This window comes from Achromobacter sp. RT286_PF (assembly GCF_059760425.1).
Genome location: NZ_JCBAMR010000030.1, coordinates 57,188 through 82,309, shown reverse-complemented (window position 1 = coordinate 82,309; position 25,122 = coordinate 57,188). Strand labels below are relative to the sequence as shown.

Here is a 25,122-nt window from a genome sequence, read left to right as displayed (position 1 = left end):
CGCCAAGACGGCTTGCGCCGTCTGGCCTTCGCGATCACCACGGCCTTCGCCGCGGTTGCCGCGATCGCCACGATCCTGGCGGTCACCGCGTTCGCCTTCGCCACGGCGGTTGCCACGGGCGTGGTGGCGGCTGCCTTCGCCGCCTTCGGCACCTTCACCGCGCGATTCGCCACGGCGATTGTTGCGGTTGCGATCCGAGCCATGGCGTTCACCACGGCGTTCCTGGCCATCATGGCCGGCACGACCCTTGCCGCGACCGGAGGCGGCGCGCTTGGCGCTGTCTTCCTGGGCGGTGGGGGCAGGCTTGGCGGCTTCGGAGCCACCGGTCAGCCAGCCGACCAGGCGCTTGAACAAGCCGCCCAGGCCGCCCGTTGCGGCAGCCGGTGCGGCGGGCGCAACGGCGGGCGCGGCCGGCGTGGACGAGACCGGGGCCGGCTGCGAGGGCGTGATGCCCTTGACCAGAGCTTCCGGACGCGCCTTGATTTCGCTTTCGCGCGGTTGCCACGGCGCGTTCGTGGCGGGAGCTTCCACCAGTTCGAAACTGGTCTTCAGCTCTTCCAGGCGCGGGTCGTCATGGCGCAGGCGTTCGATGTGGTGATGCGGCGTTTCCAGATGCTTGTTCGGGATCAGCATCAGGTTGACCTTCAGGCGGGCTTCCATCTTGGTGATGTCGGCGCGCTTTTCATTCAGAAGATAGGTGGCAACATCCACCGGCACCTGGGCGTGGACCGCCGCGGTGTTTTCCTTCATGGCTTCTTCTTGCAGCAGGCGCAGCACGTGCAGGGCGCTGGATTCCGCATCGCGGATCACGCCGGTGCCGTTGCAGCGCGGGCAGGTGATGTGCGAGCCTTCGTTCAGGGCCGGGCGCAGGCGCTGACGCGACAGTTCCATCAGGCCAAAGCGCGAAATCTTGCCCATCTGAACGCGGGCACGGTCGAAATGGAGAGCATCGCGCAGGCGCTGTTCGACGGCGCGCTGGTTCTTGCTGTCTTCCATGTCGATGAAGTCGATGACGATCAGGCCGCCCAGGTCGCGCAAGCGCAATTGGCGGGCCACTTCGTCGGCCGCTTCGGAGTTCGTGCGCAGCGCGGTTTCCTCGATGTCGGCGCCGCGCGTGGAGCGGGCCGAGTTCACGTCAACGGAAACCAGTGCTTCGGTGTGGTCGATCACGATGGCGCCGCCGGACGGCAGTTGCACCGTGCGCGAATACGCCGTTTCAATCTGGTGTTCGATCTGGAAGCGCGAGAACAGCGGGATGTCGTCGCGGTAGCGTTTGACGCGCTGGACGTTGTCCGGCATCACCACGCTCATGAAGGCGGTGGCCTGATCGGCGATCTCGTCGGTATCGATCAGGATTTCGCCGATTTCGGGCGAGAAATAATCGCGGATGGCCCGGATGACCAGGCTGGATTCCAGGTAGATCAGGATGGGCGCGGAGTTGTCGCGGGCAGCGCCGTCGATGGCGGTCCACAGCTGCAACAGGTAGGACAAGTCCCACTGGAGCTCTTCGACATTGCGGCCGATGCCGGCGGTACGGGCAATGATGCTCATGCCCTGGGGCAGCTCAAGCTGCTCCATCGTGTCGCGCAGTTCCTGGCGATCTTCGCCCTCGACGCGGCGCGAAACGCCACCGCCACGGGGGTTGTTGGGCATCAGGACCAGGTAGCGGCCAGCCAGCGAGATGAACGTGGTCAGGGCTGCGCCCTTGTTGCCGCGTTCTTCTTTTTCGACCTGAACGATCAGTTCCTGGCCTTCGCGCAGCGCATCCTGGATGCGGGCGCTACGGACATCGACGCCTTCCTTGAAGAAGCTGCGAGCAACTTCCTTGAAGGGCAGAAAGCCGTGACGGTCTTCACCGTAGTTGACGAAGCAAGCTTCCAGGCCGGGTTCGATCCGGGTAATGACACCTTTGTAGATGTTGCCTTTGCGTTGTTCGCGGCCGGCAGTCTCGATGTCGAGGTCGATGAGTTTTTGCCCATCAACGATAGCGACGCGTAATTCTTCCTGATGCGTCGCATTGAACAGCATGCGCTTCATGAGAGGGTTTCTCCGTTGTCATGACGCGCCGATATCGGCGCGTGACCTCGGGTCACTCGGGCTGCGGCTGAAGCGGGCAAGAAATGCGGACCGTACCTGGGCGGCGCCCAGGCGTATCCGCCGCGGGTCAGGCGGGCACGTCGTGCCGTGGGGCACGGGGTTCTGTCAGCAGGAGGGTCAGCTTCACTGAATGTGGTTTGACGGAAAAATTGCTGTGAACGGCAGTTGCGGTCGGATTGGTTGCCTACACGCAGCTGGTGCTTTAAATATGCGACGATTCTTGCAGTGCTTCAGAGCCGCTTGCGGCATGCAACGGACCTGCTGGGACAGCGGGCAAAGTGAATGCCACACCACTATCCGGCAGGGCGCGGTTGCGCCGGCGACCAAGAGACCCAGGGGTTGAATCAGCAGGCAGTACAATAGCGGCCCGCGCGCTCGACGGAGTTGCGTACTTGTTTGCATCTCTACGCCAGGCGGCTAGTTCAGCCCCTTAAGGCTGTCCCGATTATATGTCGCTTTCCGCAATGCGCAAAGAAACTTCCTCCCCCATATCCCCCTCTAAAGCCGCCCCCGCCGTCCGTATGGTGGAGGTCGATGGCGAACACGCCGGCCAGCGTCTGGACAACTTCCTGATGCGCCTGTGCAAGGGCGTGCCCAAGACCCACATCTACAAGGCCATCCGTGGCGGCGAGGTGCGTGTAAACAAGGGACGCATCTCGGTCGACTATCGCATCGTGGCGGGCGACATCGTCCGCATCCCGCCCTTGCGCCTACCTGATCCGGGCAAGCCGCGTCCGGTGCCGGGCGCCGAGTTCCCCGTGGTGTTCGAAGACGACGCGCTGCTGGTGGTGGACAAACCCGCCGGCGTGGCGGTGCATGGGGGCAGCGGGGTGTCGTTCGGCGTGATCGAGCAACTGCGCGCCGCGCGGCCCGATGCCAAGTTCCTGGAGCTGGTGCATCGCCTGGACCGCGAGACGTCCGGGCTGCTGATGGTGGCCAAGAAACGCAGCGCCTTGCTGGCGCTGCACGCGATGCTGCGCGAAGGCAAGGGCGACAAGCACTATCTGGCGCTGGTCCAGGGCGATTGGGTGAATGACCGCCAGCACATCAAGCTGGGCCTGTCCAAATGGACGACGCAATCCGGCGAGCGGCGCGTTAAGGTCGACCCGGACGGCCAGACCGCGCACACCATCATCACGCTCAAGCAGCGTTTCGGCGGTTACAGTCTGGTCGACGCGGAACTGCGCACCGGTCGTACGCATCAAATCCGGGTGCACCTGGCGGCCAGCGGCTTTCCCATTGTGGGCGATGACAAATACGGGCATGACGACGTGCGCGCGGAATTTTCGCGCATGGGTTTCGGTCGGATGTTCCTGCATGCTTATCAATTGACCCTGGCCCACCCGGTCACCGGCGAGCCCATGACCCTGACCGCCGAGCTGCCGCCCGCCTGCCAAAAAATACTGAAACAACTGGAGTCGGTCTGATTATGTCGTCGTATTCGCTGGTCGTTTTTGACTGGGATGGCACCCTGATGGATTCCACGCACAGCATCGTGGCCGCCATCCAGGGCGCTTGCCGGGACCTGGAATTGGCGGTGCCGTCGGCGTCCGAGGCTAGCTGGGTGATCGGTCTGTCCCTGGAAAGCGCGTTGCGTCGTGCCGTGCCGGAGCTGACGCAGGCGATGATGCCGCGCTTTCTTGAGCGCTACCGCACCCACTACCTGCTGCGCGACCCCGAACTGCGCCTGTTCGACGGCATTCCCGAACTGTTGCAGACCCTGGCCGACCAGAACGTGCGCTTGGCGGTGGCCACCGGCAAAAGCCGGGTCGGCCTGACCCGCGCGCTGGCGGCGACGGGCCTGGGTCCGCTGTTTGACGCCACGCGCACGGCGGACGAAACCTTCAGCAAGCCGCATCCCGCGATGTTGCACGAGCTCATGCAGGAGCTGGGCGTGGACCCCGCTCGCGTGGTGATGGTGGGCGACACCTCGCATGATCTCCAGATGGCGGTCAATGCGGGCGTGCACGGCCTGGGCGTGACCTATGGCGCGCATACCGTGAAGGAACTTCAGGGTTGTGCGCCACAGGCGGTGCTCGATACCGTGCCGCTGGTGCGTGAATGGCTGCTGCCCCGGGTGTCGGCCGGCGCCTGATCCGGGAAAGATCGCACACGGGGCGCGCCGCCGCGGAATATCATGGGGCGGCGCAGCGTCTATGACTTGTACCCGGCGGCTACGGCCGACGGTCGGTGAACCGGAGACCACGATGTTGATACGCAAGCCCCACGATATTGCCCCGTCCGAAATTACCGACGAAGCGGTCTGGCGTTCGCGCCGCGACCTCATGTTGCGCGCGGGGCTCACGGCCGCCGCCCTGGGGCTGCCCGGCTGGGCTGCGCGCAGCGCGTTCGCCCAAGACGCCGGCACACTGACCGGCAAGCCCAACGGGTCGCTCAGCGTCATGGACAAGCAGACATCGCTTGCCGACATCACGTCCTACAACAACTACTACGAATTCGGCGTCGACAAGGGCGACCCTGCCGCCAATGCCGGCAAGCTGAAGACGCGTCCGTGGACGGTCAGCGTCGAAGGCGAGGTGGGCAAGCCGCGCACATTCTCCATCGACGATCTGCTCAAGCTGGCGCCCATGGAAGAACGGGTCTATCGGCTGCGCTGTGTCGAAGGCTGGTCGATGGTGATTCCGTGGGTGGGCTATTCGGTGTCCGAGTTGCTCAAGCAGGTGGAACCCACCGGCAATGCCAAATACGTGGAATTCGTCACGGCAGTGCAGCGCGAGAACATGCCCGGCGTGCGCGCCGCGATCCTGGAATGGCCCTACGTCGAGGCGTTGCGCATCGACGAGGCCATGAACCCCCTGGCCATGCTGGTGTTTGGCGTCTACGGCAAGGTGCTGCCGAACCAGAACGGCGCGCCGCTGCGCCTGGCCGTGCCCTGGAAGTATGGTTTCAAGTCGGCCAAATCGCTGGTCAAGATCCGTCTGGTGGAAAAGATGCCGGAATCTTCCTGGATCAAGGCGGCGCCCCAGGAATACGGGTTCTACGCCAACGTGAACCCGAACGTGCCGCATCCGCGCTGGAGCCAGGCAACCGAGCGCCGCATCGGCGAAGACGGCCTGTTCAGCCCCAAGCGCAAGACGCTGATGTTCAACGGCTATGGCGAACAGGTGGCATCGCTTTATCAGGGCATGGACCTGAAGGCGAATTACTGAATAACGCCATGTCCGAGGTTTCCTCCCGGCGCGCCGCTGCACCGCCCGCCAAGACGCAGCTTTCCGCCAAGACTGTCGGGCGCTTCAAGCCGGTCCTGTTCCTGCTGGGCCTGGCGCCGTTCGCGCGCTGGGTGTGGCTGGGCATGGATAACGGGCTGACCGCCAACCCGGTCGAATTCCTGACTCGTTCGTCCGGTACCTGGACGCTTGTCTGCCTGCTGGTGACACTGTCGATCACGCCGCTGCGTCGCCTGACGGGGCAGCCCGCCTTGGTGCGCGTGCGCCGCATGTGCGGCCTGTTCGCGTTTTTTTACGGCGCCATGCATTTCATGGCCTGGGTCTGGTGGGACCGAGGGCTGGACCCCGCGGCAATGTTGCAGGATATCGGCGAACGTCCCTTCATCACCGTGGGTTTCGCAGCGTTCGTGCTGATGACGGCGCTGGCGGCTACGTCCACCCAGTGGGCGATGCGCCGCCTGGGCAAACGCTGGCAGCAATTGCACCGCGCCATTTATGCGATCGGCCTGCTGGCGGTGTTGCATTACTGGTGGCACAAGGCGGGCAAGAATGACCTGACCCAGCCGGCCTTGTACGCCGCCGTGCTGGCGCTGCTGCTAGGCTGGCGCATCGTGGCGTGGTGGCGCCGCCGCGCTCGCTGACGCGCCTACAGCATTGCAAACATGATCGCGGCGGTTTCCAGGTCTGGCTGGCCGTCGTGCAAGCTGGGCCGGTAGTGCATCTGGAATGCGGCCAGCGTATTGATCGTGGCGGGGTCCAGCTTGCCGTCCTGCCCGCAGGCGTAGCCCAGCCGCTGCAACTGCTGCTGAAACCATGCCACGTCGGGCAAGCCTTGGGCCTGCAACCGAGCCAGATGCTGGGCCGCGCCGGCCTCGTCGTACCAGCGGCCGATACCGGCCGCCGCCAGGGCCTTCCAAGGGAACAGTGGGCCGGGGTCGACCTTGCGCTGCGGCGCGATGTCGCTATGCCCCACGACGTTTTCCGGCGCCACACCGTGGCGTTGGATCAGATCGCGCAGCAGGATCGTCAGCGCCCGCACCTGACGGTCGTTGTAGGCGTGCCAGGCGGGTTTGCCGTCGGCGCCTTCGGTCCAGCCCGGGTTGACGATTTCGATACCGATCGACGTGCTGTTCATGGCGATATTGCCGTACCAGGAGCTCGCCCCGGCGTGCCATGCGGCGCGATTTTCATCCACCAGCCGATAGGCGCGCCCGGCGTCGTTGATCAGGTAGTGCGAACTGACCTTGCCCTGCGATAGCAGCTTGAGCGAGGTGGCGTCGTCGACCGTGGTGTAGTGCAGAACGATGCTGCGTACGCGGCTGGCCTGGCCGACGGCGGTGATGGATGTGTCTAGATCCAGGCCGGCCGGGCCACGCGCGGCGCAGCCGGCTAGCACTGCCGTGGCCAGCAGGGTGGTGATAAGGCGAAACATGAGTTAGCGGGCCAGATAGAGGAAAAGCGTGGGCAGCTTGTCGAGTTGGGGCGCCGGCAGTTTCTTCCAGTCGGCCACGGTGTGCGTGACCACCCATTCGTCCGCGGTGGTGACCGAACGGGCCACGCACAGCTTGGTATCGCCTTTCAGCGCGGCCAGCAGGGTGGAGAACATGGCCGCGTTGCGATAGGGGGTTTCGATCAGCAACTGCGTCTGGTTGTGCTTGGCGGAATGCTGCTCCCAGGCTTTCAACTGCTTGGCGCGCTCGGCCGGGTCCACCGGGGCGTAGCCGTGGAAGGCAAAGCGCTGCCCGTCCAGCCCACTGGCCATCAGACCCAGCAAGATGGACGACGGGCCCACCCACGGTTTGACCGTGATGCCCAGGCGGTGCGCAGCGTCCACGACTTTTGCGCCAGGGTCCGCCACGGCAGGACAGCCGGCTTCGGACACCAAGCCGATTTCGGCGCCGTGCTTGACCGGCGCCAACCAGGCGTTGATCTGCCCGACGTCAATTTTCTCCGTCAGGGTGTGAATCGTGATTTCCTGAAGCGGGCGGGTTGTGCCGATCAGTTTGAGAAAGGCGCGTGCCGTCTTGGCATTTTCGGCGATGTAGGTGTCCAGGCGTCCGGCCAGCGCACGCACGTCGGCGGGCAACCAGCGTTCGGGCGGGGCATCGCCCAGGCCCACGGGAATCAGGTGCAGGGCGCCGCTCATGCCGGCCCGCCCGGTGCGTCCAGCGGATCCAGGCCAAACTGCGCCAGCATGCGCGTCAGCGCGATCAGCGGCAGCCCGATAATGGCGGTCGGGTCATCGCTCTGGATGCTTTCCATTAGTGCAATACCCAGGCTTTCCGCCTTGGCGCTGCCTGCGGTATCGTAGGGTTCTTCGGCGCGCAGATAGGCGTCGATGGCGCGTTCTGACAGCTGGCGAAAGTGGCAACGCGTGACGATGTCGGCTTGCTCGATGCGCTGGCCGTCCGTAACCGCCAGCGCGCTATGAAATTCCACGATCTGGCCCGACAGGGCCCGCAATTGCGCCTGGGCGCGCGGGAAGTCGCCCGGTTTTCCGATAGGCTGGCCGTCGATGGTCGCCACCTGATCCGACCCGATAACGATGCTGCCCGGATGGTTCGCCGCCACGGCCATGGCCTTGGCCACCGACAGCCGCAAGGCCAGCGCGTCGGGCGTTTCGCCCGGTTGTGGCGTTTCGTCCACATCGGGAGAAACGGCGGTAAAGGGCAGGCGCAGGCGCGATAGCAATTCTTTGCGGTAAGGCGAGCTGGAAGCGAGGATCAGGCTAGGCTTTGAAGGCATGCGGTATTTGACGTTAAAGCGTAAGTCGCAGTATTATCTAACGTTTTGCGGGATTTTTGCAGCGCGAAGGCGAAAGCTTTAAGCCTCTGGGTGCAGTGGCTTTGGTGCAGTGGCCCAGTGCCGCAGCCTGAGCGCGGTGGAATCTCGCAAATGCAAAGGATTTGATCATCAAGCGCATCGATGCATTCGCATTTGCCCATAGCGGCAAGCAAGCGCAAGGCACCATACCTCTTGTGCGGTTTACGCGCGCGGTTGAAGGGTTACCCGAACAACCGCCGGGCGATGCCGGGCTTGTGACGTGGTCCGTGCGCGGTGAGATTGGCAAGTCAGGGCTGTTGCTTGGCCGGCCGCTTCTGCATGTTCACGTGCAGGCGAATCCGGTGCTGGTATGCCAACGGTGCAATGCGCCGTTCGTGTATCCGGTCGATAGCGAAGTCCTCTTGCAGCTGGTTAAGTCTGAAGCCGACCTTGACGATGGTTTTACCAACGGTGATGTTACCGACGGTCATTCCGCCGGCAGCGACGACGAAGACGAAGAAGGAAATGGTTTTGTGTCCAACCAACCCGAAAAGGTGGTGGGTTCACATCATTTTGATCTGCTGGCCCAGGTCGAAGATGAGCTCATTCTGAGCGTTCCGTATGTGCCCAAGCATGATGTATGCCCGGGCGCGCAGGCCAAAGTCAGCGAAGTTCCTGAAGAACCCGCTGTCAAGCGTCCGTCGCCGTTTGCGGTGCTGGAACAACTGAAGCACAAAGATTGAGATCAACATCGGGCCGCATCGCGTACAATGCGCCCCGTTTCTAGGAGTCATCATGGCCGTTCAACAAAACAAGAAGTCCCCCTCCAAGCGCGGTATGCACCGTTCGCACGATTTTCTGGTTGCTCCGTCGACCGCCATCGAGCCGAACACCGGTGAAACGCACCTGCGCCACCACATCAGCCCCAATGGCTTCTATCGTGGCCGCAAGGTCCTGAAGACCAAGGCCGACGAATAAGGCCCCCGGGCCGAACTCGTACTCGGACCAATTCGGCTGAACGCTGATACCTGGCACCCGTGATACGCATCGCCATAGACTGTATGGGCGGAGACTTCGGTCTGCCCGTCACGATTCCGGCTGCGATCGAGTTCGCCCGGCAATTTCCGGATACCCGGCTATTGCTGGTCGGGCTTCCCGACGCGATCGAAGCGGCGCTCTCCGAGCACCGCGACGTTGCGCGCGATCGTATGGAAATCGTGGCGGCTTCTGAAGTCGTCACCATGGACGACCCGGTCGAGGTCGCCCTGCGCCGCAAAAAAGACTCCTCCATGCGCCTGGCCGCCCAGTCCGTCAAGGACGGGCGCGCCGACGCCTGCGTCTCCGCGGGCAACACCGGCGCATGGATGGCCATTTCACGCTACGTGCTCAAGACGCTGGACGGCATTGACCGGCCCGCTATCGCCACGTCCATTCCCAACCAGACGGGCCGCGCCACCACGGTGCTGGACCTGGGGGCGAATGTGGACTGCACGGCCGAGCACCTACTGCAATTCGCCATCATGGGCGCCGCGCTGTCACAAGCCGTCGACCACCGTGAAAGCCCGACCGTGGGCTTGCTCAACATCGGCGAAGAAGTCATCAAGGGCAACGAAGTCGTCAAGGAAGCCGCCGAGCTTCTGCGCGGCAGCCCGCTGAATTTCTACGGCAACGTGGAAGGCAACGATATCTTCAAGGGCACGGTCGACGTCGTCGTCTGCGACGGCTTTGTCGGCAACGTCGTGCTCAAGTCCGTCGAAGGGCTTGCGAAGATGCTGTCCAGCATCATCCACGAAGAATTCAAACGCAATATCTTCACGTTGCTGGCCGGCGCCATCGCCAAGCCGGTGCTGAACCGTTTGCGCAACCGCGTCGACAACCGCCGCTATAACGGCGCCGCGTTGTTGGGTTTGCGCGGCGTGGTCATCAAGAGCCACGGTTCGGCGGATGTCTACGCCTACGGATTTGCGTTGCAACGAGCCCGCGAAGCCGTAGTGAGTAAACTGCTGGAGCGCACCGCTCAGACGGTCGCTCAGATTACCAAGCGCGTTCAGTCGGAAGAGGGCGCCGCAACGCCTCCCGCGAACGTGGCTGGGGACACCGCTTGATGGATACCGCAATGAAATATTCCGCGATCGCGGGCACCGGCAGCTTCTTGCCGGAACGCGTGGTTTCGAATGACGAACTGGCAGCGGAACTGGCGACGCGCGACATCGCTACGTCCGACGAATGGATCGTCGAGCGCACCGGCATCCGCCAGCGCCATCTTGCCGAGCGTGGCGTCACGACCAGCCAGCTCGCCACGGAAGCATCGCGCCGCGCGCTGGCCGATGCGGGCGTGGACGCCTCCGAGGTCGACCTCATCATCGTCGCCACCTCCACCCCCGATTTCGTGTTTCCCAGCACGGCCTGCCTCGTGCAAGCCAACCTGGGCGCCAAGGGATCGGCGGCATTCGACGTCCAGGCCGTGTGCAGCGGCTTCGTCTACGCGCTGACCACTGCTGACAGCTTCGTGCGCGCCGGCCGCGCCCGTTGCGCGCTGGTGATCGGCGCCGAAGTGTTTTCGCGCATTCTTGACTGGAACGACCGCAGCACGTGCGTGTTGTTCGGCGACGGCGCGGGCGCCGTGGTGCTCAAGGCGTCCGACGAACCCGGCATCATGGCCGCGCAGTTGCATGCCGACGGCAGCCAGATGAAGATCCTCAGCGCTGCGGGCAACGTAGCCTATGGCGACGTCACCGGCGACCCGTTCCTGCGCATGGACGGGCAGGCGGTGTTCAAGCAGGCCGTCACCGTGCTGGATCGCTCGGCGCGCGACACCTGCGCCGAAGCCGGCATCGAGGTCGCCGACGTCGACTGGCTGATTCCTCACCAGGCCAACGTGCGCATCTTGAACTTCCTGGCGCGCAAGCTTGCCGTGCCGGTCGAGAAAGTCGTCATTACCGTTGATAGCCACGCCAACACCTCCGCGGCCAGCGTGCCGCTGGCACTGGATGCCGCGCGCCGCGATGGCCGCGTCAAGCCCGGCCAGCTCATCCTGATGCAAGGCGTGGGCGGCGGATTCACCTGGGGCTCGGTACTCGCTCGCATGTAAGTGCGCGTCCCGGCGGATGGCGCATCGCGCGCCGCCGCCGCGAGGGCACGCCTGACATCCCACACAGATACTGAATCAATCCAACCGGTCAATCATGAAAATTGCTTTTGTCTTTCCCGGCCAAGGGTCGCAAGCTGTCGGCATGCTGGATGCCTGGTCGGGCGTCGCTGCCGTCACGGATACCGTGGCGCGTGCTTCTGAAGCGCTGGGCCAGGACCTGGGCGCGTTGATCGCGCAGGGCCCGGTGGAACAGCTGAATCTGACGACGAACACGCAGCCCGCCATGTTGACGGCCGGCGTGGCGCTCTACGCTGCCTGGACCGCTGCTGGCGGTCGCAAGCCGGACGTCGTCGCCGGCCACAGCCTGGGCGAATATGCCGCGCTGACCGCCGCCGGTTCGCTGGCGCTTGAAGACGCCGTGCGCCTGGTGCGCGTGCGCGCCGACGCCATGCAGGCCGCCGTGCCGGTCGGTACCGGCGCCATGGCCGCCATCCTGGGGCTGGACGATGACGCGGTGCGCAATGCCTGCGCTGCCGCGGCCCAGGGCGAAGTGGTTGAAGCCGTCAATTTCAACGCGCCCGCGCAAGTCGTGATCGCCGGCCACAAGGCCGCTGTCGAACGCGCCTGCGAACTGGCCAAGGCCGCCGGCGCCAAACGCGCGCTGCTGCTGCCGGTGTCCGCGCCTTTCCATTCCAGCCTGCTCAAGCCCGCCGCCGACGTGTTGGCCGGCGCATTGGCGAACGCCACCGTGTCCGTGCCGCAGATTCAAGTCATCAACAACGTTGACGTGGCCTCGCCCACGGAACCTGGCGCGATCCGCGATGCGCTGGTGCGTCAGGCATGGCACCCTGTGCGCTGGGTGGAAACCCTGCGCGCCATGAAGGCGCAAGGCGTCACGCACGTTATCGAATGCGGTCCCGGCAAGGTGCTGGCCGGACTGACCAAGCGTATCGACCCCGAACTTACCGGCCTGGCCATTACCGATCCTGCTTCACTTGAAGCCGCGTTGGCCGTCGTTAACGGAAATTAAAGACATGGACAACTCGATCGAACTGCAAGGCAAGATCGCGCTGGTGACCGGCGCCACGCGCGGGATCGGCCGCGCCATTGCCCAGGAATTGGCCTCGCGCGGCGCAACCGTCGTTGGAACCGCCACCACGGAATCCGGCGCGGCCGCCATCACCGAAGCCTTGGCGCCCCTGGGCGGCCGTGGCGTGGTGCTGAACGTGACCGACGCCGAAGCCTGCGACGCGCTGATTGACGCGCTGGGCAAGGACGGCGGTGGTCCGCACATCCTCGTCAACAACGCCGGCATTACCCGCGATACGTTGGCGATGCGCATGAAAGACGACGACTGGTCGGCCGTGCTGGACACCAACCTGACCTCCGTTTTCCGCCTGTCGCGCGCCGTGATGCGCAGCATGATGAAGGCCCGCTGGGGACGCATCATCAACGTCACGTCGGTCGTCGGTTCCAGCGGAAATGCGGGCCAGGCCAACTACGCCGCCGCGAAGGCCGGCGTGTCGGGCATGTCACGTGCCCTGGCTCGTGAGTTGGGTAGCCGCAACATCACCGTGAACTGCGTTGCGCCGGGTTTCATCGACACCGACATGACGCGCGCGCTGGCTGAGAGCCAGACCACGGCGCTGCTGCAACAGATTCCGCTGGGCCGTTTGGGCTCGCCCGAAGACATCGCCCATGCGGTGGCCTTTTTGTCCGGGCCGCAAGCGGGTTACATTACCGGCACCACCCTGCACGTCAACGGCGGGATGTACATGCAATAAATCACGAATTGCGCACCAGGCGGCTCAGGCCGTCGCGCAGTTCAACCGGAAACGCCGCATACCGATATTCCTGTGCCTGCGGGCGACAGAACCAGTGCGCGGTGTTATTTTTGTCACGGCCAGGCGTTGCTTTCCTCTACGCTTGGCTATAATTCGCGGGATTTTTCCCAATTGGAGATCTGCATGGAAAGCATCGAACAGCGCGTCAAGAAGATCGTCGCTGAACAACTTGGCGTTAACGAAGCCGAGATCAAGAACGAATCCTCCTTCCTTGACGACCTCGGTGCCGATTCGCTCGACATGGTCGAACTGGTCATGGCGCTCGAAGACGAATTCGAGACCGAGATCCCCGACGAAGAGGCCGAAAAGATCACGACCGTGCAACAAGCGATTGACTACATCAATTCGCACGGTAAGCAGTAAGCTCAACCTATATCGTTCCGGTTGCCCGACATTCGGGGCCAACCGGGAAACGGGGCGGTTTCAGGAATTTGCCGTGTGGTCCGCGTGCGGGAAGGGCGTTGTAATGCCCGACCCGCTTTCGCGCGGGCCACACGTGCAGCGCATCCCGAAAGCCGCCTTTCTTTTGTCTGTTTGAGGAGTCATCCGTGAAGCGACGTGTCGTCATCACCGGCCTGGGTATTGTTTCTCCCGTTGGAAACGACCTGACCACCGCTTGGGACAATATCGTCAACGGACGTTCTGGCATCAGCCGCATCACCCGTTTCGATCCCTCGGCCATCACCACGCACATTGCTGGCGAAGTCAAAGACTTCGACATCAGCACCTATATCTCAAGCAAAGAAGCCCGCCAGATGGATACGTTCATCCATTACGGCCTGGCTGCGGGGATGCAGGCATGGCGTGATTGCGGTTTGGAAGTCACCGAAGCCAATGCCGAGCGCATTGGTGTCATCGTGGGTTCCGGCATCGGCGGTTTGCCGCGCATTGAAGAAACCCAGGTCGAATACATGGCCAAGGGTCCGCGGCGCATCTCGCCGTTCTTCGTGCCGGGTTCGCTGATCAACCTGATCTCCGGTCATTTGTCCATTGCCTATGGCATGAAGGGTCCCAGCTACGCCGTCGTTTCGGCCTGCACGACCGGTCTGCATTGCATCGGCGACGCAGCGCGCCTGATCGAATACGGCGACGCGGACGTCATGGTTGCTGGCGGTGCGGAATCGACCGTGTCGCCGCTGGGTATCGGCGGTTTTGCCGCCATGCGCGCCTTGTCGACCCGTAACGATGACCCGGAAACGGCATCGCGTCCCTGGGACCGCGACCGCGACGGATTCGTGCTGGGCGAGGGCGCCGGCGTTCTGGTCCTTGAAGAGTACGAGCATGCCAAGAAGCGCGGCGCGCGCATCTATGGCGAATTCGCCGGATACGGCATGAGCTCGGACGCGCACCACATCACGGCTCCGGACAAAGACGGCCCGCGTCGCGGCGTTATCAACGCGCTGCGCAACGGCGGCTTGAACGCGGACGACATCCAGTATGTCAACGCGCACGGCACGTCGACTCCCCTGGGCGACAAGAACGAAACCGACGCGCTGAAGCTGGCGTTCGGCGATCACGCCAAGAAGCTGGTGGTGAATTCGACCAAGTCCATGACGGGCCACCTGTTGGGCGCGGCCGGCGGCATTGAAGCCGTGTTCACGACCTTGGCCGTGTACAACCAGGTTTCCCCTCCCACGATCAACATCTTCAATCAAGATCCGGAATGTGATCTGGATTACTGCGCGAACGAAGCGCGGCAGATGAAGATCGACATCGGCCTGTCCAACTCGTTCGGCTTCGGCGGCACCAACGGCTCGATGGCCGTTCGCCGGGTCTGATTTGGAAGGCTCCGAGGCAGGGCGCTGGTCATTTCGGGTGCCCGTCGGGCGGCCGGCCAATGGCCACGTCCTGTGCGCGGTGGCCGGCGCCGCCGCTGCGGCTTGCGCGTCGGTAGCAGCGCTTTGGCAAGGCATGGGCGGCTGGGCATTCATTGCGCTGCTGCTTGTGCCGGCCGGGCTGTTACACTCGGCACGGAGCGGCCTGTCCCCGGTATCGGCATTACGTACGGCAACCGGGGCAGGGCGTTGGCAGGTGCGTCAGCCGCAAGGCTGGCAAGACGCGCGGTTGCTGGATCAGCAGCGCGGCCCCCGCTGGCTTACGCTTACTTTGCAGCTTTTGCCCACCGGGAGTACGGTCTTTACAAATAGCACAATCACCCTCACCGTCTGGCAGCGGACGTTGCAACCCGAGTCGTGGCGGCGTCTATGCCTGCTGACGGGCACGGCGCAACGAGCGCGGCAGGCGGCACGCCCGCAGGAGGCGTCATGAGCGAACGCGAAGTCGACGCGGAGTTGGTCGCGCGCGTTCAACGAGGCGATAAAAAGGCGTTTGATCTACTGGTGCTGAAGTACCAGCGCAAGATCCTGCGCCTGCTGGCCCGGATGATCCGCGACCCATCGGAAATCGAAGACGTGGCGCAGGAAGCTTTCATCAAAGCGTACCGAGCCTTGCCCCAGTTCCGGGGCGACAGCGCCTTCTACACCTGGTTGTATCGTATCGCCATCAACACGGCGCGCAACTGGCTGGCCTCGCAAGGCCGGCGCCCCAGCGCACCCAATGCGATAGAAACGGAAGACGGTGAAACTTTTAACGAAACCGACAACCTAACCGATATAAGCACGCCGGAATCCATGGTCGCCAGCCGCGAAATCGCCGAGACGGTGAACGCGGCAATCGAGGAATTGCCCGAAGAATTGCGCACCGCAATTGTCCTGCGTGAAATCGAAGGTATGAGTTACGAAGACATCGCCCAGAGCATGGACTGCCCTATTGGTACGGTGCGCTCCCGCATTTTTCGTGCGCGCGAGGCCATTGCAACCAAATTGCGTCCATTGCTTGGCACCGATGCCGAGCGTCGCTGGTAAGGAGTGGCAGTCATGCAAACAGCAGCCAAGTCCGTTGAAATCGCCGAGGCCTCCTGGGAGGAATCGGTTTCCGCCTGGATGGACGGAGAAGATTCCGACGATATTCTTCCCAGTCTGTTGTCCAAGGAAGGACGTCAGACCTGGGACACCTATCATTTGATCGGTGATTCCCTGCGCAATGCCGATCTGGCATTGACCCCTAGCGCCGCGTTCCAATCGCGATTGGCGCGCGCGCTGGACGCGGAGCTGCCGATTGTGGCGGCGCCCCGGCGCCGCTCGCCGTTGCGGGTCGGCCTGTCGGGCCTGGCCGTGGCGGCCGCGGTTGCCACCGTTGCCTGGGTGGCACAGCCTTACCTGACTGGCACGCCGGCAACGGAAGTGCGTGTGCTGGCCGATGCCAGCGGCACGCCCGCTTCCGCCACCGCCGCCGATGACGCCGGCCTGCGCGACTACCTTGAGGCCCATCGCCAGATGGCGGGCCCCAGCGCGGTGCGTCAAGTGTCGTTCGACGTCGGAGCAGGACGTTGATGGCGATAGCGTTACCGACACGTTGGCCGCGCGCAGGTTCCTGGCATGCCCATCGCGCGGGATGGTTCGCCGCTACGCTTCTGACCGCTTTCCTGTCCGCCCATGAGCCGGCGCGCGCCGCCGATGCGGCCCCGGCCACGGACGATGTGGTCCAACTGCTGACCCGCATTCAGCAGGCCGCGCGCAAGCAGGACTACGCGGGCGTCTTCATGTATCAGCAAGGCGAGATGATTCAGTCATCGCGCCTGGTGCATGTGCTGGACGGCACCGGCGAGCGCGAGCGCCTTGAGATCCTGGATGGCCAGCCGCGCGAATACCTGCGTCACAACGACGACGTGCAATGCCTGATCCCGGAACGCAAGACCGTGCTGATCGAGCGCCGTCGTGGCGACCGGTTTCCCGGCCTGCTGCTGGGCGATCCGGCCAATCTTTCCGAACACTACAAAATCCGTACCGAGTCCAAGCTGCATCGGGTGGCAGGCCGTGAATGCCGCCTGATCACGATCGAACCGCTGGACAAGCTGCGTTATGGCTACCGCCTGTGCGCTGACGTTGAAACGAATTTGCTGCTGAAGGCGCAAACGCTCAACGCCGCCCGGGGTGTGGTTGAGCAGGTCTCGTTCACGTCGCTGCGCCTGGGTTCCGAAGTGGATCCGCAACAGCTCAGTTCCCGCTGGAGCACGCGCGACTGGAAGGTGCTGGAACCCTCGATGACCCCAGTGGACCTGATGGCCCAGGGGTGGCGCATTCCGGCGCCCAAGGGCTTCAAGGTCATCATGCAGGTGGCGCGATCAATGGGCCGCGGCGCAACGGTCAGCCAGATGGTGCTGTCCGATGGCCTGGCCGCCATCTCGGTGTTTATCGAACCTTATGACAGTGAGCGCGGGCATCATCCCCCGCCGGGCCCCGCGCAGCGTGGCTCTATCACGGTGTATGGCACGCGCATTGCTGATTTCTGGCTGACGGCCGTGGGCGAGGTGCCCGTGGCCACGCTTGAACAGCTGGCGCAAGCGACCGAATACGTGCCGACCGCGGCAACGGCCGCACCGCCGGCCGCCACCCCCAAGTGACGCACGCCACAGCCACAAGCAGCAAGCAGCAACTTCGGAGTATTTTATGAAAGCAATGACGGTGTCGAACGCTTTTTTCCGGCGCTTTGTGGTGGCCGTGGCGGCGGGCGTATTCATGTCCACGGCCTACGTGCCCGTTGCGACAGCGCAGACCCCGACGGTCGCGCTGCCCGACTTCACGGGCATTGTTGAAAAAGCGGACCCCGCGGTCGTGAACATCCGCACGACCGCCACGGTGCCCGTGCGCGGCCCCGGCCCGGGCGGCGGCAGTGATCCGTACGAATTGTTCCGCTGGTTCTTCGGGCCAGACCTGCAGCCGCCGGGCGGTGGGCAATCGCCCATGCCGCGCCAGCGTCCGCAGCCGCCCCAGCCTGAAGAGCGCACCGTGCCGCGTGGCGTGGGTTCCGGCTTTTTCATTTCGACCGACGGCTATATCCTGACCAACAACCACGTGGTGGTTGACGCCACCGACATCTACGTCACGCTGACCGACGGCCGCGAATTCAAGGCCAAGGTGATCGGTACCGACGAACGCACCGACGTGGCGCTCATCAAGATCGAAGCCAAGGACATGATTCCGCTGGTCATTGGCGACCCCAAGAAATTGAAGAAGGGCCAATGGGTACTGGCGATCGGCTCGCCGTTCGGCCTGGATTCCACCGTGACTTCCGGCATCGTCAGCGCAATCGGCCGCGATACCGGCGAATACCTGCCCTTCATCCAGACCGACGTTGCCGTCAACCCCGGCAACTCGGGGGGGCCGCTGATCAATCTGGACGGCGAAGTGGTGGGCATCAATTCCCAGATCATCTCGCGTAGCGGTGGTTTCATGGGCATCTCGCTGGCCATCCCGATCGACGAAGCGATGCGCGTGGTTGACCAACTGCGCGCCACCGGCAAGGTCACGCGCGGACGCGTCGGCGTGCAGATCGGCGAAGTGGGCAAGGATGTGGCCGAAGCCATCGGCCTGCCCAAGGCCGAAGGCGCACTGGTCAGCAGCGTGGAAGCCGACGGCCCCGCTGAACAAGCGGGCGTGCAACCGGGCGACGTGATCCTCAAGTTCAACAACGAGCCGATCAAGCGCTGGTCCGATCTGCCCCGTATCGTCGGCGAAACCAAGCCCGGCACGCGCGCTGACATGCAAGTGTGGCGCAAGGGCAAGAGCCTGACGCTGTCGGTCAAGGTCGGCGAGATCCCGACCGAGAAGGCGGCCGCTGCCGCGAAGAAAGCGGCGCCGGCGCCAGAAGTGACCAACGCGCTGGGCCTGGGCGTGGTCGATGTACCGGCCGATGTCCAAAAGAAGCTGCGCATCAAGGGCGGCGTCCAGGTGAAGGTTGCCGAGGGCGCGGCGGCCAAGGCGGGCTTGCAGGAAGGCGACATTGTGTTGGCTCTGAACGACACCGATGTCACCGGCGCCAAGCAGTTCGGTGAACTGGTGGCCAAGCTGGACAAGAGCCGTTCCGCCGGTTTGCTGGTCCGCCGTGGCGAGCAGACTCAGTGGGTCGCGGTGCCCGCATCGAAGTAGGGCGGCTTCGGCCGGTTGGACCGCCTTTTTACCCGGGGGCGGCCCACCGGCAGAAAAATTTGCCCAAGACCGGCTAAAATGGCTGGTTGCCGCAAGAGGGGGCGCTTGGGCGCCCCCTCGTTTTGCCCGGGTTTCGTCCCGTCAGCGCCCCTCTCGTCAGCCGTGTCCTCGCAGGCGGCGGCGTCTTCCGGCTTATTGCCGAGTGTTCCGTCCCTTATAATTTCAAGCATGCAGCATATTCGCAACTTCTCCATCATTGCCCACATCGATCATGGCAAATCGACCTTGGCCGATCGCTTGATCCAGCGCTGCGGCGGATTGGCGGATCGCGAAATGTCGGCGCAGGTGCTCGATTCCATGGAAATCGAGCGCGAGCGCGGCATCACCATCAAGGCCCAGACCGCCGCCCTGCAATACAAGGCGAACGACGGCAAGGTCTACAACCTGAACCTGATCGACACCCCGGGGCACGTGGACTTCTCGTATGAAGTCAGCCGCTCGTTGTCGGCATGCGAAGGCGCGCTGCTGGTGGTGGATGCGTCCCAGGGCGTGGAAGCGCAGACGGTCGCCAACTGCTACACCGCCATCGAGCTGGGCGTGGAAGTGGTGCCCGTGCTGAACAAGATGGACCTGCCCCAGGCCGACCCCGAAGGCGCGCGCCAGGAAGTGGAAGACGTCATCGGCATCGATGCGTCGGAAGCCGTGCTGGCCAGCGCCAAGACCGGCATGGGCATTGACGAAATCCTGGAAACCATCGTGGCCCGCGTACCGGCGCCCAAGGGTGACCCGGAAGCGCCGCTGCAAGCGCTGATCATCGACTCGTGGTTCGACAACTACGTGGGCGTGGTCATGCTGGTGCGCATCATCAACGGCGTGCTCAAGCCCAAGGACAAGATCCTGCTGATGGCGTCCGGCGCCACCCACCTGTGCGAGCAGACCGGTGTGTTCACGCCGAAGTCGCAGCAGCGCCCGCACCTGTCGGCGGGCGAGGTCGGCTTCATCATCGCCGGCATCAAGCAGCTGGAAGACGCCAAGGTAGGCGACACGGTCACGCTGGCCAACAAGCCCGCGCCGTCCGCGCTGCCCGGTTTCAAGGAAGTGAAGCCCCAGGTGTTCGCCGGCCTGTATCCGGTCGAAAGCTCCGAATACGACCAGCTGCGTGATTCGCTCGACAAGCTCAAGCTGAACGATGCCGCGCTGATGTTCGAACCCGAAGTCTCGCAAGCGTTGGGCTTTGGTTTCCGCTGCGGCTTCCTGGGCCTGCTGCACATGGAAATCGTGCAAGAGCGCCTGGAACGCGAATTCGACATGGACATCATCACTACCGCGCCGTCGGTCGTGTATGAAGTCGAGCAGCGTGATGGCTCCGTGATTACCGTGGAGAGCCCGTCGCGCATGCCTGAAGTGGGCAAGATCCAGGACATTCGCGAACCTATCGTGAAGGTCACGCTGTTCATGCCGCAGGATTATGTCGGCCCGGTGATGACGCTGTGCAATAACAAGCGCGGCTCGCAGGTCAACATGAGCTACCACGGCCGCCAAGTGCACCTGGTGTACGAGATCCCGCTGGCCGAAATCGTGCTGGATTTCTTCGACAAGCTGAAGTCGGTGTCGCGTGGCTACGCCTCGATGGACTATGAATTCCTGGAATACCGCTCGGCCGACGTCGTGCGCGTGGACCTGCTGATCAACAACGACCGCGTCGACGCGCTGGCCGTGATCGTCCACCGCAGCAACGCGCGCCATCGCGCTCGCGACGTTGTGACCCGCATGCGCGGCCTGATTCCGCGCCAGATGTTCGACGTGGTGATCCAGGCCGCGATCGGCGCCGAAATTATCGCCCGCGAAAACGTCAAGGCGTTGCGCAAGAACGTGCTGGCCAAGTGCTACGGCGGCGACATCTCGCGCAAGAAGAAGCTGCTTGAAAAGCAGAAGGCCGGCAAGAAGCGCATGAAGCAGGTGGGTAGCGTTGAGATTCCGCAGGAGGCGTTCCTGGCCATCCTGCAAGTGGAAGACAAGTAGAACCAAAAGAAGGCGGTTAGCTGATGAGTTGGAACTTTGCCCTGATCCTGTTTGTTCTGCTGGTCTTGACCGGCATTATCTGGGTGCTTGATCTGGCGGTGCTGCGGCGTGGCCGTGAAGCGCGGGCCCAAGCGGCAATGGCGCAGTACGATGCGGCGCTGATCGGGGACGCGCAAGAAGCCGAACGCCTGCGCCGCGAAGCCGGTGACGTGGCGCGCCGCGTGCCCTGGTGGGTGGAATACGCCGTCAGCTTTTTCCCCGTCATCCTGTTCGTGTTCATGCTGCGTTCGTTCGTGGTCGAGCCGTTTCGGATTCCTTCGGGCTCGATGCTGCCGACGCTGCAATCGGGTGACCTGATCCTGGTGAACAAGTTCAGCTATGGCTTGCGCCTGCCCGTGATCGACAAGAAGGTCGTGGATATCGGCAAGCCCCAGCGCGGCGACGTCTTCGTGTTCCGTTATCCCGTGGATCCGGACGTGGACTACATCAAGCGCGTGGTCGGCCTGCCGGGCGACGAGATCGCTTATCTGGACAAAAAACTGTATGTGAACGGCACCCTGGTGCCTCACGTTCGCGACGGCGACTACTTCGAGCCGGATCGTGTGTCGTATATCGCACAATATAAAGAGAAGTTGGGCGACGTTGAGCACAAGATCCTGCTAGATGAGAACAAGCCGCAGGATTATTCGCCCATGTGGCAATTTCCTCACCGCGAAAACTGCCAATACAGCCGCAATGGGGTACGCTGCAAAGTACCCGAAGGCAGTTATTTCGCCATGGGCGATAATCGGGACAACAGCGCGGACAGCCGTTATTGGGGCTTCGTACCTGAGGCCAATATCGTCGGACGCGCGTTCTTCATCTGGATGAATTTCAGCGATCTCAGCCGCATCGGCCGGTTCAACTGATTATGTCGCTAGCCACGCTAGAAAACCGCCTGGATCACCACTTCGGTGATCCAGCCTTGCTTGAACAGGCACTGACGCATCGCAGTCACGGTGCGCGCCACAACGAGCGCTTGGAATTCCTTGGGGATTCCGTGCTGAACTTCGTCGTGGCGGCGATGCTGTTTGAACGCTATTCCAAAATCGACGAAGGCGATCTGTCGCGGCTGCGGGCCAACCTGGTCAAGCAGGCCTCGCTGGCGGACATCGCCCAACGCCTCGAACTGTCGCAGTATCTGCGCCTGGGCGAAGGTGAATTGAAAAGCGGTGGCTTCCGTCGGCCATCGATTCTTGCGGACACGGTCGAGGCGCTGTTTGGCGCCGTCTTCCTGGATGCGGGCTTTGAGGCCGCGCGCCGCGTGATCGTGCGTCAGTACCAACCGGTGCTGGCCTCGGTTGACCCAAAAACGCTGGGCAAGGACGCCAAGACCTTGCTGCAGGAATTCCTGCAAGGCCGCAAGCTGGCGCTGCCGTTGTACACGGTGGTGGCCACGCATGGCGCGGCCCACAGCCAGCAGTTCGAAGTCGAGTGCGCCATCCCGGCGCTCGAGATCAAGGTTACGGCGCCCGGCGCCAGCCGCCGCGCCGCCGAGCAGTCGGCGGCCAAGCTGGCTTTGGAGGCTGCGCTGGCTATCAGCCCCGCCACCAAGGCTGCCCGCAAGTCGGGCAAGGCGCGCAAAACCGCGCAATTGTCGCTGCCGGTGGCAGTGGCTCAAGAGACTAAATGAGCGATACCCCTTTTCGTACCGGCTTTGTTGCCATCGTTGGCCGTCCCAATGTGGGCAAGTCCACGCTGACCAATGCCCTGATCGGTTCCAAGATCTCCATCGTGTCGCGCAAGGCGCAGACCACGCGCCACCGTATCCACGGCGTGCTGACTCGCGAGCACGAGCAATTCGTTTTCGTTGATACCCCGGGATTCCAGACGCGTCATGGCGGCGCCATGAACCGCATGATGAACCGCGTGGTGACGCAGGCTTTGGCCGACGTCGACGTGGTGGTGCACGTGGTGGAAGCCGGTAAATGGTCCGAAGGCGATGCGAAGCTGTTGCCGCTGTTGCCAAACCCCGAGCGCACCATTCTGGTCGTCTCCAAGATCGACCAAATGAAGAATCGCGACGACCTGTTCGCGTTCGTCTCCAAGATCATGGCGCTGCACCCCTTTGGCGCCGTGGTGCCCGTCAGCGCCACCAAGAACCAGCAGCTGGACCAGTTGCTGGAAGAAATCGCCACGCGCCTGCCGGAAGGCGAGGCGATGTTCGAAGAAGACACCCTGACCGACCGCCCCATGCGCTTCATCGCCGCCGAACTGGTACGCGAGAAGATCTTCCGCCTGGTCGGCGACGAACTGCCCTACGGCTGTACCGTTGTCATCGAGCAATGGGAAGAAACCGCCAAGGGCGCCAGCATCAACGCCTGCGTGGTTGTCGAGCGCGACAGCCACAAGCCGATTCTGCTGGGCGCGGGCGGCATGCACATGAAGCGTATCGCCACGGAGGCGCGGCAAGACATCGCCAAGCTGCTGGACAAGCCCGTGCACCTGGAGGTCTACATCAAGGTGCGCAAGGGCTGGTCCGACCGCGAGGGTGCGCTCCGCGATCTGGGTTATGAGTAGACGGGCGCCTCGCGTCCAGGATCGCCCGGGCTTTATGTTGCACGCCACCGCGTGGCGTGAAACCTCCCTTATTGTTCAGACTTTTTCCCGCGATCATGGCTGTGTGGCCATGGTCGCCAAGGGCGCCAAACGCCCTTATTCGGTGCTGCGTCCGGTGTTGTCGGCCTTTCAGCCCTTGCTGCTGTCCTGGACCGGCAATGGCGAAGTCAAGACACTGACGCGCGCCGAGATCGCTGGCATCCGTCCGCTGACGGGCACAGCGCTGATGTCCGCCTGGTACATGAACGAGCTACTGCTGCGCTTGCTGCCTCGCGAAGACGCGCACCCCTTGCTGTTCGACGCCTACGACATGGCGTTGCAGCAGCTGTCCAACGGTACGCGTGCCGCCGGCGCGCTGCGCCGCTTTGAATGGACGCTGTTGCGCGAAACGGGTTATGGCGTGGATGAACAAACGCCGGATTTCGACGACACCACGATCGAGCCCGCGCTGCGGCGCGACCTGCGCGAGCGCCTGGCCGAGATCCTGGCCGGTCGCCCCTTGTCGACCCGCCGCGTCCTGATGGACCTGCAACGCATCTAGCGCGCGGCGCGGCACCATGACCTTCACGCTAAAACAGGTCGAGACCTTTCGCACCGTCTACGAAACGGAAAGCGTGACGGCTGCGGCACGGCGACTGGATGTGTCGCCCGCGACGGTCAGCGCCACCTTGGCCGCGCTGGAAGCCAGCATTGAACTGCGCCTGTTCGAACGCGTGCGCCAACGCATGCAGCGCACGCCCGAAGCCACTTTGCTCTACGAAGAAATCCGCCGCCTGAACGTCGGCCTGGAAAGCCTGGGCCGCAAGATCCGGGCCATACGCGGGGCCGCCCAACCGCGGCTTCGCATCGGCTGCATCCATGCCTACGGCGGGGCTATCGTCAGCGAGTCGATCTCGCGCTTTCGCACCCGTTATCCCGACACGCCGCTGTACCTGCAAATCCGCGACTCCAATACCTTGCGCGACATGGTGGTGTCGGGCGAGCTGGACCTGGCGGTGGTGGCGGACGAATCCGAACTGGAAGGCTTGCGCGGCCATCGGCTGGCAAGCTTGCGCGCGGTGGCGGTGTTTCCCGCCGGACACGCGCTGGCGCGCCTGGAACAGGTGGACTTTGCGCAACTGGCCGACGTCGATGTGATTGCCTTGAACGCCGAGGACGGGTCGCGCAAGCGCCTGGATGCGCTGTTGCGGCAAGCGGGTCACAGCCTGAAGGTGGCGATTGAAACTCCGTATTCCAGCACCGTCTGCCAGTTGGCCTTGGCCGGGCACGGGGTCGGCATCGCCAACCCCGCGACGGCGGTGGGCATGGAAGCCGCGGGGCTGTGTTATCGCCCGCTGACGGCATCCGTGCATTTTGAATGCCACATGATTCTGCATGGCAGCCGGCCCTTGTCCGAAGCCGGGAAATTCTGGGCCACTTGCCTGCGCGGCGCGCTGGCCCCGCTGGTGGATCGGTTCGGCGTTTGATTTGACGTCGTTGCAGGCCGGGAAATTCAGCCTCGGCGCGTGGCCGAAGCCTTCTGCCCCGTAGCG

Annotated in this window: 26 protein-coding genes; 22 read left to right on the top strand and 4 right to left on the bottom strand. The window is 63.6% G+C overall.

Annotated elements, in window-relative coordinates:
* On the bottom strand, positions 1-2,037 hold a 2,037-nt coding region (locus AC6LJY_RS20920), incomplete at its 3' end, for an Rne/Rng family ribonuclease (protein WP_498136671.1).
* 524 nt (positions 2,038-2,561) lie between these two features.
* Here AC6LJY_RS20920 and AC6LJY_RS20915 point away from each other — a divergent pair.
* The 4 genes from AC6LJY_RS20915 (at position 2,562) to msrQ (ending at position 5,926) form a co-directional block, all read left to right on the top strand.
* Complete coding sequence (locus tag AC6LJY_RS20915; protein WP_498136670.1) at positions 2,562-3,524, top strand: RluA family pseudouridine synthase; 963 nt, start codon at positions 2,562-2,564, stop codon at positions 3,522-3,524.
* A gap of 2 nt (positions 3,525-3,526) precedes the next feature.
* Positions 3,527-4,192 carry an HAD family hydrolase gene (locus tag AC6LJY_RS20910; RefSeq protein ID WP_498136669.1) on the top strand — a complete coding sequence of 222 codons (666 nt, stop codon included), beginning with the start codon at positions 3,527-3,529 and terminating at the stop codon, positions 4,190-4,192.
* Between the two features lie 112 nt (positions 4,193-4,304).
* The gene (gene msrP, locus AC6LJY_RS20905; RefSeq protein WP_498136668.1) at positions 4,305-5,267 is read left to right on the top strand and encodes a protein-methionine-sulfoxide reductase catalytic subunit MsrP; all 963 of its coding nucleotides are present in this window, start codon (positions 4,305-4,307) and stop codon (positions 5,265-5,267) included.
* Between the two features lie 8 nt (positions 5,268-5,275).
* Positions 5,276-5,926, top strand: a complete 651-nt coding sequence (gene msrQ, locus AC6LJY_RS20900; protein ID WP_046802592.1) for a protein-methionine-sulfoxide reductase heme-binding subunit MsrQ — start codon at positions 5,276-5,278, stop codon at positions 5,924-5,926.
* A gap of 5 nt (positions 5,927-5,931) precedes the next feature.
* Here msrQ and AC6LJY_RS20895 read toward each other — a convergent pair whose 3' ends face one another.
* From AC6LJY_RS20895 to AC6LJY_RS20885, 3 genes are read right to left on the bottom strand one after another with little or no spacing between them, the layout of a single operon-like run.
* Entirely contained in the window at positions 5,932-6,717 is a 786-nt protein-coding gene (locus tag AC6LJY_RS20895; RefSeq protein WP_498136667.1) for an N-acetylmuramoyl-L-alanine amidase, read from the bottom strand.
* 3 nt (positions 6,718-6,720) lie between these two features.
* Positions 6,721-7,431, bottom strand: coding sequence for an SAM-dependent methyltransferase (locus AC6LJY_RS20890; RefSeq protein WP_498136666.1), 711 nt, complete (start codon positions 7,429-7,431; stop codon positions 6,721-6,723).
* Positions 7,428-8,030: a Maf-like protein gene (locus AC6LJY_RS20885; RefSeq protein ID WP_046802595.1), complete on the bottom strand. Its 603-nt coding sequence runs from the start codon at positions 8,028-8,030 to the stop codon at positions 7,428-7,430. Before AC6LJY_RS20885 ends, AC6LJY_RS20890 begins: the two co-directional genes overlap by 4 nt.
* A 161-nt stretch (positions 8,031-8,191) precedes the next feature.
* Here AC6LJY_RS20885 and AC6LJY_RS20880 point away from each other — a divergent pair, with 161 nt between their 5' ends.
* From AC6LJY_RS20880 to AC6LJY_RS20795, 18 genes are all read left to right on the top strand, one after another.
* Positions 8,192-8,791 carry a YceD family protein gene (locus tag AC6LJY_RS20880; RefSeq protein WP_046802596.1) on the top strand — a complete coding sequence of 200 codons (600 nt, stop codon included), beginning with the start codon at positions 8,192-8,194 and terminating at the stop codon, positions 8,789-8,791.
* Positions 8,792-8,843: 52 nt separating this feature from the next.
* A complete protein-coding gene (gene rpmF / locus AC6LJY_RS20875; protein ID WP_006218037.1) occupies positions 8,844-9,026 on the top strand; it encodes a 50S ribosomal protein L32 in 183 nt (60 codons plus the stop codon).
* 59 nt (positions 9,027-9,085) lie between these two features.
* Entirely contained in the window at positions 9,086-10,153 is a 1,068-nt protein-coding gene (gene plsX / locus AC6LJY_RS20870; protein WP_046802597.1) for a phosphate acyltransferase PlsX, read from the top strand.
* Positions 10,153-11,139, top strand: coding sequence for a beta-ketoacyl-ACP synthase III (locus AC6LJY_RS20865; protein WP_046802598.1), 987 nt, complete (start codon positions 10,153-10,155; stop codon positions 11,137-11,139). The genes plsX and AC6LJY_RS20865 overlap by 1 nt, the downstream gene beginning before the upstream one ends.
* 94 nt (positions 11,140-11,233) lie before the next feature.
* Positions 11,234-12,169 (top strand): ACP S-malonyltransferase, encoded by a 936-nt coding sequence (fabD, locus tag AC6LJY_RS20860; protein ID WP_498136665.1) that lies wholly within the window; start codon positions 11,234-11,236, stop codon positions 12,167-12,169.
* 4 nt (positions 12,170-12,173) lie between these two features.
* On the top strand, positions 12,174-12,923 hold the full coding sequence (gene fabG / locus AC6LJY_RS20855; RefSeq protein ID WP_046802600.1) for a 3-oxoacyl-ACP reductase FabG: 750 nt from the start codon (positions 12,174-12,176) through the stop codon (positions 12,921-12,923).
* 183 nt (positions 12,924-13,106) lie between these two features.
* The gene (acpP, locus tag AC6LJY_RS20850) at positions 13,107-13,346 is read left to right on the top strand and encodes an acyl carrier protein (protein ID WP_003813816.1); all 240 of its coding nucleotides are present in this window, start codon (positions 13,107-13,109) and stop codon (positions 13,344-13,346) included.
* 185 nt (positions 13,347-13,531) lie between these two features.
* Entirely contained in the window at positions 13,532-14,761 is a 1,230-nt protein-coding gene (gene fabF / locus AC6LJY_RS20845) for a beta-ketoacyl-ACP synthase II (RefSeq protein ID WP_046802601.1), read from the top strand.
* Positions 14,762-15,247: 486 nt separating this feature from the next.
* Positions 15,248-15,847, top strand: coding sequence for an RNA polymerase sigma factor RpoE (gene rpoE, locus AC6LJY_RS20840; RefSeq protein ID WP_006218045.1), 600 nt, complete (start codon positions 15,248-15,250; stop codon positions 15,845-15,847).
* Positions 15,848-15,859: 12 nt separating this feature from the next.
* On the top strand, positions 15,860-16,375 hold the full coding sequence (locus AC6LJY_RS20835; protein WP_046802603.1) for a sigma-E factor negative regulatory protein: 516 nt from the start codon (positions 15,860-15,862) through the stop codon (positions 16,373-16,375).
* Positions 16,375-17,445, top strand: a complete 1,071-nt coding sequence (locus AC6LJY_RS20830; RefSeq protein WP_104143024.1) for a MucB/RseB C-terminal domain-containing protein — start codon at positions 16,375-16,377, stop codon at positions 17,443-17,445. Before AC6LJY_RS20835 ends, AC6LJY_RS20830 begins: the two co-directional genes overlap by 1 nt.
* 115 nt (positions 17,446-17,560) lie before the next feature.
* The gene (locus AC6LJY_RS20825; protein WP_370512718.1) at positions 17,561-18,970 is read left to right on the top strand and encodes a DegQ family serine endoprotease; all 1,410 of its coding nucleotides are present in this window, start codon (positions 17,561-17,563) and stop codon (positions 18,968-18,970) included.
* 228 nt (positions 18,971-19,198) lie between these two features.
* Positions 19,199-20,992, top strand: coding sequence for a translation elongation factor 4 (lepA, locus tag AC6LJY_RS20820; protein WP_006218049.1), 1,794 nt, complete (start codon positions 19,199-19,201; stop codon positions 20,990-20,992).
* Positions 20,993-21,015: 23 nt separating this feature from the next.
* A complete protein-coding gene (gene lepB / locus AC6LJY_RS20815) occupies positions 21,016-21,900 on the top strand; it encodes a signal peptidase I (protein WP_104143027.1) in 885 nt (294 codons plus the stop codon).
* A gap of 2 nt (positions 21,901-21,902) precedes the next feature.
* Positions 21,903-22,664 (top strand): ribonuclease III, encoded by a 762-nt coding sequence (gene rnc, locus AC6LJY_RS20810; RefSeq protein WP_046802607.1) that lies wholly within the window; start codon positions 21,903-21,905, stop codon positions 22,662-22,664.
* Complete coding sequence (gene era / locus AC6LJY_RS20805; protein WP_120154267.1) at positions 22,661-23,551, top strand: GTPase Era; 891 nt, start codon at positions 22,661-22,663, stop codon at positions 23,549-23,551. Before rnc ends, era begins: the two co-directional genes overlap by 4 nt.
* The gene (gene recO, locus AC6LJY_RS20800; RefSeq protein ID WP_314361205.1) at positions 23,544-24,131 is read left to right on the top strand and encodes a DNA repair protein RecO; all 588 of its coding nucleotides are present in this window, start codon (positions 23,544-23,546) and stop codon (positions 24,129-24,131) included. The genes era and recO overlap by 8 nt, the downstream gene beginning before the upstream one ends.
* Positions 24,132-24,147: 16 nt before the next feature.
* On the top strand, positions 24,148-25,056 hold the full coding sequence (locus tag AC6LJY_RS20795; RefSeq protein ID WP_314361202.1) for a LysR substrate-binding domain-containing protein: 909 nt from the start codon (positions 24,148-24,150) through the stop codon (positions 25,054-25,056).
* Positions 25,057-25,122 lie beyond the last annotated feature (66 nt).